At 65.8% G+C, this 8,286-nt stretch carries 7 protein-coding genes; 3 read left to right on the top strand and 4 right to left on the bottom strand.

The window, feature by feature from the left end; translation table 11 throughout:
* The coding region (locus QZ378_RS11265) for an aminotransferase class III-fold pyridoxal phosphate-dependent enzyme (protein WP_291258333.1) at positions 1–836 on the top strand (836 nt) is incomplete at its 5' end.
* Between the two features lie 312 nt (positions 837–1,148).
* Here the strand turns inward: QZ378_RS11265 and QZ378_RS11260 are convergent.
* Positions 1,149–2,363, bottom strand: coding sequence for an NADP-dependent isocitrate dehydrogenase (locus QZ378_RS11260; RefSeq protein ID WP_291258332.1), 1,215 nt, complete (start codon positions 2,361–2,363; stop codon positions 1,149–1,151).
* A 160-nt stretch (positions 2,364–2,523) separates the two neighbouring features.
* Between QZ378_RS11260 and QZ378_RS11255 the strand changes: the two genes are divergently transcribed.
* Together QZ378_RS11255 and QZ378_RS11250 are read left to right on the top strand one after the other, a co-directional pair.
* Positions 2,524–3,843, top strand: a complete 1,320-nt coding sequence (locus tag QZ378_RS11255) for an MATE family efflux transporter (protein ID WP_291258331.1) — start codon at positions 2,524–2,526, stop codon at positions 3,841–3,843.
* Positions 3,844–3,912: 69 nt separating this feature from the next.
* Positions 3,913–4,911, top strand: a complete 999-nt coding sequence (locus QZ378_RS11250) for a LysM peptidoglycan-binding domain-containing protein (RefSeq protein WP_291258330.1) — start codon at positions 3,913–3,915, stop codon at positions 4,909–4,911.
* Positions 4,912–5,227: 316 nt separating this feature from the next.
* On the opposite strand, the gene QZ378_RS11245 is transcribed toward QZ378_RS11250, so the two are convergent.
* The 3 genes from QZ378_RS11245 to QZ378_RS11235 form a co-directional block, all read right to left on the bottom strand.
* Positions 5,228–6,034, bottom strand: coding sequence for an ATP-binding cassette domain-containing protein (locus QZ378_RS11245; RefSeq protein WP_291258329.1), 807 nt, complete (start codon positions 6,032–6,034; stop codon positions 5,228–5,230).
* Positions 6,035–6,949 (bottom strand): ABC transporter permease, encoded by a 915-nt coding sequence (locus QZ378_RS11240; RefSeq protein WP_291258328.1) that lies wholly within the window; start codon positions 6,947–6,949, stop codon positions 6,035–6,037.
* A 74-nt stretch (positions 6,950–7,023) separates the two neighbouring features.
* Positions 7,024–8,061: an ABC transporter substrate-binding protein gene (locus QZ378_RS11235; protein WP_191528469.1), complete on the bottom strand. Its 1,038-nt coding sequence runs from the start codon at positions 8,059–8,061 to the stop codon at positions 7,024–7,026.
* Positions 8,062–8,286 lie beyond the last annotated feature (225 nt).

Below are 8,286 nucleotides of genomic sequence, written 5' to 3'. Positions count from 1 at the left end.
TGCTGGTCAACGCCGGCTCCTCCGCCCTGGCGGGGGGCCACCCCAGCAGCGCCGGTGTGCCGGTGGGGGCGGCGAAAGACACCCTCACCGCCCAGTTCAACGATCTGGACAGCGTACGGGAGCTGCTGGAGGGGAACCCCGGCCAGGTGGCCGCCGTCATTGTGGAGCCGGTGGCCGCCAACATGGGGGTGGTGAATCCCGCCCCCGGCTTTCTCCCCGGCCTGCGGCAGCTGTGCGACCAGCACGGCGCCCTGCTGATCTTTGACGAGGTGATCACCGGCTTCCGGCTGGCCCTGGGCGGCGCCCAGGAGTATTTCGGCGTGAAGGCCGACTTGGTCACCTTCGGCAAGATTATCGGCGGCGGCATGCCCGTGGGTGCCTACTGCGGCAGCCGGGAGCTGCTGGAGCAGGTGGCCCCCTGCGGCCCGGTGTACCAGGCGGGCACCCTCAGCGGCAACCCGGTGGCCATGGCCGCCGGCCTGGCCCAGCTCACCTACCTGAAGGAGCACCCCCAGGTGTATGCCGACATCGCCGCCAAGGGGGAGAAGCTGGCCTGCGGCCTGCGTGCCGCGGCGGAGGAGGCCGGGGTGCCGGTGGCCATCAACCAGATCGGCTCCCTGCTGGCCCCCTTCTTCACCCCCACCGAGGTGACCACCTTCACCGACGCCAAGGGCAGCGACGTGGGCCGCTACGCCAAATACTTCCAGGCCATGCTGGAGCGGGGCGTGGCCCTGGCCCCCGCCCAGTTCGAGGCCATGTTCGTTTCGGAGGCCCACGGGGACGCGGAGCTGGACGCCACCCTGGCGGCCGCCCGGGCGGCCCTCCGGAGCCTCTAACCTTCCAACACAAAAGCAGCCCCCGTCCCGATTCCGGGACGGGGGCTCAGCCTATCGAAAAAGTCTTTTCGACAGGCTGCTAAACTTTTTGAAACTTCAAAAAAGTTTCAAAAAGTTGTTTGATCCAACGCGAAAGGGAACCCTGACGGTTCATCTCCGCGCTAAGCGCCGCCGCTTTGCGGCGGTTGCGCTTCGAAACGCCCTGCGGGGCAGCCTTTCACACTATCCTTCCCTCCGAATCCTTTGGCTGGAGGGTTTATCGACAGTCTCAGCCCCCGTTCCACCGGAACGGGGGCTGCTTGCTGCTACGGCTTACAGACGCTTCTCCAGATTGGCCTTGATGGCCCGGATGAACTCCGGGGAGGTGACGCCCCTGGCGGGGGTCTCGCCCTCCCACAGGCCCACCAGATCGCGGGTCATGGTGCCGCCCTCGATGGTGTCGATGGTGGCCTGCTCCAGCTTGTCGGCGAACTGGCCCAGCGCGGCGATGCCGTCCAGCTCTCCCCGCTTGCGCAGGGCGCCGGTCCAGGCGAAGAGGGTGGCCACCGGGTTGGTGGAGGTCTCCTCCCCCTTCAGGTACTTGTAGTAGTGGCGGGTGACGGTGCCATGGGCGGCCTCGTACTCGTACTTGCCGTCGGGGCTCACCAGCACGGAGGTCATCATGGCCAGGGAGCCGAAGGCGGTGGACACCATGTCGCTCATCACGTCGCCGTCGTAGTTCTTGCAGGCCCAGATGAAGCCCCCCTCGGAGCGGATGACCCGGGCCACCGCGTCGTCGATGAGGGTGTAGAAGTACTCGATGCCCAGCTCGTCAAATCTGGCCTTGTACTCGGAGTCGAAAATCTCCTGGAAGATGTCCTTGAAGGTGTGGTCGTACTTCTTGGAGATGGTGTCCTTGGTGGCAAACCACAGATCCTGCCTGGTGTCGATGGCGTACTGGAAGCAGGAGCGGGCGAAGGAGGCGATGGAGCTGTCCTTGTTGTACTGGCCCTGGAGCACGCCGCCGCACTCGAAGTCATAGATGGTCTGGCGGAATTCCTCCTTCCCGTCGGCGCCGGTAAACACCAGCTCCGCCTTGCCCGGTGAGGGCACCCGGTACTCGGTGCACTTGTACACGTCGCCGTAGGCATGGCGGGCGATGGTGATGGGCTTCTTCCAGGTCTTGACCACCGGGGAGATGCCCCTGACCATGATGGGGGCGCGGAACACGGTGCCGTCCAGAATGGCGCGGATGGTGCCGTTGGGGGACTTCCACATCTCGGAGAGCTTGTACTCCTCCACCCGCTGGGCATTGGGGGTGATGGTGGCGCACTTCACCGCCACGCCGTACTTCTTGGTGGCCTCGGCGGAGTCCACGGTCACCTGATCCTTTGTCTTTTCCCGCTCGGGCAGGCCCAGGTCGTAATACTCGGTTTTCAGGTCGATATAGGGCAGGAGCAGCTCGTCCTTGATCTGCTTCCACAGCACGCGGGTCATCTCGTCCCCGTCCATCTCCACCAGCGGGGTGGTCATCTGAATCTTTTCCATGGTCTCCTCCTCAGTCGTGATTGAAATTCCAGCTGAGCCAAATTATACCCCGAACGCGGCAAAATGGCAAGGGATTGTGTGCGCTTTGCCACTTGTCCGCCGCCCGGGATCTGGAGTATACTGAAAGGCAGTTTTTGTAAGGAAAAGAGAGGATTGCCCCGTGTTCAGCAAGCAGGCCCTGCGCAGGCTCATCATCCCCCTGATCATCGAACAGTTCCTGTCCGTCATGGTGGGCATGGCGGACATCATGATGGTCTCCGCCGCCGGGGAGACCGCCGTGTCCAGCGTGGCGCTGGTGGATCTCATCAACGTGCTCATCATCAACGTGTTCTCCGCCCTGGCCACCGGCGGCGCCGTGGTGTGCGCCCAGTCCATCGGCGCCCAGGAGCTGGATCGGGCCAACCGGGCGGCCAACCAGCTCATGTACATCGTCACCGCCGCCGCCCTGGTGATCATGGGCCTGGTGCTGCTCCTCCACCGCTGGCTGCTGGGCCTGCTCTTCGGCCAGGTGGAGCCCGCCGTCATGGAGGGGGCGGTCACCTATTTCGTCATCTCCGCCTGGTCATACCCCTTCATCGCCCTGTACAACGGCTGCGCCGCCCTGCTGCGGGCCATGGGCAACTCCCGGGCCTCCATGTATGTCTCCGCCCTGATGAACGTGCTCAACGTCATCGGAAACGCCGTGCTGGTCTACGGCTTCCACATGGGGGTGGCCGGCGTGGCCCTCCCGTCCCTCTTCTCCCGGGCCGTGGCGGCGGCGGTCATGCTGGCCCTCCTCCACAGCGGCCGGGGCCTGGTGCGTATCCACGGTCTGCTCCGCTTCCGGTTTGAGCCGCCCACCATGGCCAAGATCCTCCGCATCGGCATCCCCAACGGCCTGGAGAACAGCTTCTTCCAGCTGGGCCGGGTGGTGCTGGTGAGCCTGATCTCCACCTTCGGCACCGCCCAGACCGCCGCCAACGCGGTGGCCAACAACATCGACAACTTCGGCGTGATCCCAGGCCAGGCCCTGGGGCTGGCCCTGATCACCGTGGTGGGCCAGTGCGTGGGGGCCCAGGAGTGGGAGCAGGTGCGCTTCTACACCAAGAAGCTGGTGAAGTTCACCTACCTGTGCACCTGGGGGCTCAATGCGGTGCTGCTGCTGTGCCTGCCGCTGATCCTCGGCCTGTACAGCCTGACGCCGGAGACCCACTGGTACGCCGCGGTGCTCATCTGGATCCACAACGGCTGCGCCATGCTGTTCTGGCCCCTGGCCTTCACCATGCCCAACGCCCTGCGGGCCGCCGGCGACGTGCGGGTGCCCATGGCCGTCTCCATCGTGTCCATGGTGACGGTGCGGGTGGGGGGCAGCTACCTGCTGGGCCTCCACTTCGGCCTGGGGGCCATCGGCGTGTGGATCGCCATGGTGGGGGACTGGATCGTCCGGGTGATCTGCTTTGTGCTCCGCGCCCGGAAGAAGCTGTGGCTGGAGCACCCCTGAAATACGCCGCATAGAATGGGCGGGACCGAACCGGTCCCACCCATTTTGTCTTGGAAAGGGTGCAGTATATTGCGCAAATTTCTCACCGCCCTGCTCCTGTGCGCCGGGCTGCTGGCCACGGCCATGCCCGCCCTGGCCCTGGAGCCCGCCTCCCGCCCGCTGTACGCCGGCATGGACATCAGCGTCTACCAGGGGGAGGTGGACTTCAATGCCGCCCGGGACGACGGCATCGAGGTGGTCTATATCCGCGCCGGCTACGGCAGCGGCGGGGTGGATGCCTGCCTCCAGTCCCACTACCAGGGGGCCAGGGCGGCGGGCCTCCACATCGGCTTTTACCACTTCCTCTACGCCCGCACGGCGGCGGAGGCCCGGGCGGAGGCCCGTTTCTTCGCCTCCCAGCTCTCAGAGCTGACCTACGACTGCCGGCCGGTGCTGGACATCGAGGAGCTCTCCGGCCTCAGCAGCGCCCAGGCCAGCGCCATCGCCTCGGCCTTCCTGGAGGAGCTGGAGTCCCTCATCGGCCAGCCCCCCATGGTGTACACCAGCGCCTACGATGCCAGCCACGTGCTGGACAGCTCGGTGGCCCGCTGGCCCCTGTGGGCGGCGGACTACGGGCCCTCCCAGCCCCATGTCACCGCCAACTGGACGTCCTGGGCCGGGTTCCAGTACACCGACCGGGGCACGGTCAGCGGCGTCAGCGGCTATGTGGATCGGGACTCCTTTACGGCGGAGATCTTCCTCTCAGAGGCGCCGGCGCCTGCGGCGGACACCTATACCGTCCGGCGGGGGGACACCCTGTGGGGCATCGCCCGGCGGTACAACACCACCGTCAGCGCCCTGGCCTCCCTCAACCACATCGCCAACCCCGATCTGATCTACCCCGGCCAGGTGCTCAATCTGCCCCGGGGCGCCGCCCCATCGGCGGGCACCTACACCGTCCGGCAAGGGGACACCCTGTGGGGCATCGCCCGGCGGTACAATACCACCGTCAGCGCCCTGGCCTCCCTCAACCGCATCGCCAACCCCGATCTGATCTACCCCGGCCAGGTGCTGCGGCTGCCTGCATAAGGAAAGCGGGGGGACGGGATTTGCTCCCGTCCCCCCGCCCAGGCTGTCGAAAAACCCTCCGTGAGGAAAAGCCTCGCAGAGTTCCTGCGGCCGCAGCCGCAGGAATCAAATCAAAATCCGTCATTTCCGGGGACAGGCGCCTCGGAAATGACACTTCTCATGGCGGAAGGGGTGACTTTTTCGCAAGAAAACGAACCCCTTCCGCCATGTGGCCTTTCTCGAAAAAGCGGCAAAGCCGCTTTTTCGACACGCTGAGCGGGGGGACGGGATTTGCTCCCGTCCCCCCGCCGGGGGAAGGCCGGTTTTCTGCCTGCACTCAGTCGTCGGAGAGCAGGATGCGGTCGTTGTCCAGCTCCTTGCCCGCGCCGGCCCGGAACCGCTCCAGCAGATCCTCCACCGTGAGGCCCTGCCGCTCCTGGCCCTGTATGTCCAGCACGATGCGGCCGCCGTCCATCATGAAGGTGCGGGTGCCCAGCTCCAGGGCGTTTTTCATGTTGTGGGTGATCATCAGCGTGGTGATGTGGTGTTCCTCCACGATCTCCCGGGTGAGGGCGAGCACCTTCTCCGCCGTGGCGGGATCCAGGGCGGCGGTGTGCTCGTCCAGCAGGAGCAGCTTGGGGGGCACCATGGTGCACATCAGCAGGGTGAGGGCCTGCCGCTGGCCGCCGGAGAGCAGGCCCACCGGCTGGCGCATCCGATCCTCCAGGCCCATGTCCAGGCGGGAGAGCTGCTCCCGGAAGAAGGCCTTGTCCGCCCTGGACACCCGGCTGAAAAAGGCCTTCTGGTGCTTGGCAGTGCGGAGATAGGCCAGGGCCAGGTTCTCCTCGATGGTCATGTGGGGGGCGGTGCCCCGCATGGGATCCTGGAACAGCCGGCCGATCTGCCGGCTGCGGCGGTAGGCGGGCAGGTAGGTGATGTCCCGGCCGTCCAGGGTGACGGAGCCCTCATCCACGTAGAAGTCGCCGGCCACCGCGTTGAACAGGGTGGACTTGCCCGCCCCGTTGGAGCCCACGATGGTGACGAAGTCCCCGTCGGCCAGGGTGACGCTCAGGCCGTCCAGGGCCTTCTTCTCGTTGACCGTGCCGGGGTTGAAGGTCTTGGAGACGTTTTTCAGCTCCAGCATTTACTTCTCCCCCTTTCTGGCCGCCAGGGCCTTCCGCTTCCTGGCCTGGAAGGCGGCCCAGCTCTTCAGGGTGGGGGCGGCGATGGCCAGGCCCACCACAATGGCGGTGACCAGCTTGAGGCAGTCAATGGGAACCACCTTGGTATAGAGCACGATGGCATAGATAAAGCGGTAGAGGATGCTGCCCACAATCACCGCGACGGCTCCCCGGAACATGGCTCCCCGGCCCACGATGGTCTCGCCGATGATCAGGCAGGCCAGGCCGATGACCACCACGCCGGTGCCCGCGTTGATGTCGGCGGTCTTCTGGGCCTGGCCCACCACCGCGCCGGACAGGGCGGTGAGGGCGTTGGCGATGCACAGGCCGATGGTGATGGTGAAGGTGGGGTTGATGGAGGAGGCGCGCACCATGTCCCGGTTGTCGCCGGTGGCCCGGATGGACAGGCCCAGCCGGGTGCCCAGGAAGGCCACCAGCAGCACCCCGGCCAGCACCGTGATGCCAGCGGACAGGAGAATAGCGTTCCAGCTGCCGCCGATGCCGGTGTCCCGGAACAGGGTGAAGATGGTGTCCTGCCGCAGCAGGGACTGGTTGGCCTTCCACCCCATGGCCATCAAATTGACGGTATACAGCCCCGTGTTGGTGACGATGCCCGCCAGGATGGAGGGCACCCCCAGCTTGGTCTGGAGGAAGGCGGTGACGAACCCGGCGCAGGCCCCGGCGGCCATGGCGGCGGGGATGGCCAGGAAGGGGTGCCCGGCGGCGGTGAGGCTCACCGACACCGCACAGCCCAGGATGAAGCACCCGTCGGTGGTGAGATCGGCGATGTCCAGCACCCGGTAGCTGAGAAACAGGGCCATGGCCACCAGGGCGTACTGGAAGCCCAGCTCCAGGGCGGTCTGGGTCACAAAGAGCATGGCGCTCGCGCTCCTTTCAGCAGGGTAAAGCCCCCGGCACCGGCCGGGGGGCTTGCCTCTGGTTGGTTATAAACTCACTCTTCGGTGGTGGTGACGGCGGCCACCTCGCCCAGGGACTCAAACACGGAGGTGTCGATGCCCAGGGCCTCGGCGGTCTCGGAGTTGACGGTGATGAGGCCGCCTGCCACCTGGTAGTAGTCCTCCAGGCTGTCCATGCCCTCGGTCATGGCCTGATAGGCCAGGTCGGCGGTCTGGGCGCCCAGGTCGGTGTAGTTGACGCCGCAGGTGGCGAAGGCGCCGTTGCGCACGAAGGAGTCGGCCCCGGTGTAGTGGGGAATGCCGGCGTTGATGAAGTCCTCGTAGATGGCCAGCTCAGCCGCCATGATGATGTTGTCGGTGGGGGTAAAGACCGCGTCCACCCCGTCGGCGATCAGGGAGCTGGCGGCGGCGATGACCTCGTCATTGGTGTTGGCGGTGGCCTCGGTATAGGCGATGCCCTTCTCGTCCAGATAGGCCTTGGCGTCGGCGATGGGCACCTCGGAGTTGGGCTCGGACAGGGAGTAGAGCAGGCCCACGCTCTGGAGATCCGGGTTCTGGGCCAGCATCATGTCCAGAATCAGATCGGTGTCCAGGGCGTCGCTGGTGCCGGTGACGTAGTCGATGCCGGTGAGCTCGGCCGTCTCGGGATAGGAGATGGCGGCGAACACCACCGGGGTCTGGCTCTCCTCGGCGGAGACGGCGGCTACCTGGGCGGCGGTGGTGGCGATGGGGATGATGGTGTCCACCCCGTCGGCGATGGCCTGGTCGGCCAGCTGACGCAGCACGGTCTGGTCGCCCTGGCCGGAGGTTACCTCGTACTGGATGGTGACGCCGTTCTCCGCGGCAATCTCGTCCAGCCGGGCGGCGATGGCGTCGGCAATCTCGTCCAGGGAGGCGTGATCCATCTGCTTGATGACGGCCACGGTGTAGGTGCCGCCAGAGCCCCCGGTGGAGGCGCTGGCATTGGCTGTCGGGGTGTCGGCGGTGCCGGAGGTGCCGCCGGAACAGGCGGTGAGGGACAGGGCCAGAGCGGCCGCGGTGGAGAGAGACAGGGCTCGGTTCAGCTTTTTCATGTTTGGTTCCTCCCAATCAAAAATTGGGGCGGCAGATGGTGCAGGATATAAAAAACGCTTCTGCCCCATTTCTGGGACAAAAGCGTTTGAAATACTTCTGCGATACCACCCAAATTGACGTCAGAGACGTCCACTCGCTTCACGCACCATCATGCGTGCCCGATGGATAACGGGTGGGATCCCGTCGGCATCTACTTGGTTGCCCGTTCAAGCCGCCCTCGGAAG

The sequence above is a fragment of the Flavonifractor sp. genome, from assembly GCF_019422385.1.
Lineage (GTDB): Bacteria > Bacillota > Clostridia > Oscillospirales > Oscillospiraceae > Flavonifractor > Flavonifractor avistercoris.
This window is presented reverse-complemented; position numbering and strand designations above follow the sequence as displayed.